The following is a 703-nucleotide window of genomic DNA, read 5'->3' on the forward strand; positions in this document are numbered from 1 at the left end:
AGGCGGCTCGATCACCGCGGCCAATGACGTTTCATTGACGGCGACCGGAGCAATTGCCCTTTCTGGTGTGCCAGTACAGGCCAGCGGCACACTTTCTATCGATGCCGGAACTGACCTTGATTTGCGCGATGCGCAGATCCTGGCAAATGGCGACGTTTCGCTCTTAGCAAGCGGATCGCTTACGACAGAAGGAAGTACAGTTGGAACCAACGCAGACACGAGCCTCAAAGGCTCGAATATCGCCATTGCCGACGATGACCTTGCAGAGTCCGAAATCACGGCAGACGGCAGCCTGACGATGACGAGCTCGGGAGACATAAGCAATACCGGCAGCCTTCTCCAGGCTGGCTACATTTCCACAAGCGGCGAGGCAGCCGGAGGCGATCTGACGCTCCAGGCGAGTGGCAATGTGACGAACCTGTCAGATCCTGCCAATCTGGGAATCCTGTTCGCTGCCAACGGGACCGCTTCGATCGCCGCTGGCGGCCAAATCACGAATGAAAATGCACGCATTCTTGCCAATGGCGGTATCACACTTGCTGCCGACGGCGACGTAGTCAATGAAATTGAGCACACGTCAGGGATCAGTGGAGGCACGCCGGTCGCATATTCCGATGAGGGTGGGCGCTTTCTGTTCTTTCAGCACACCTCCAGCGGCGTGAACATCGATTATGGCACCGTGACGGATCCGGACCAAATGTCG

Annotated in this window: 1 pseudogene; it reads left to right on the forward strand. The window is 57.2% G+C overall.

Features of this window, described 5'->3' with window-relative positions:
- Positions 1-703: pseudogene (locus U5A67_RS40470) on the forward strand (filamentous hemagglutinin); the annotation flags it as partial.

Source organism: Paraburkholderia sp. J69-1 (assembly GCF_905220255.1).
GTDB lineage: Bacteria > Pseudomonadota > Gammaproteobacteria > Burkholderiales > Burkholderiaceae > Paraburkholderia.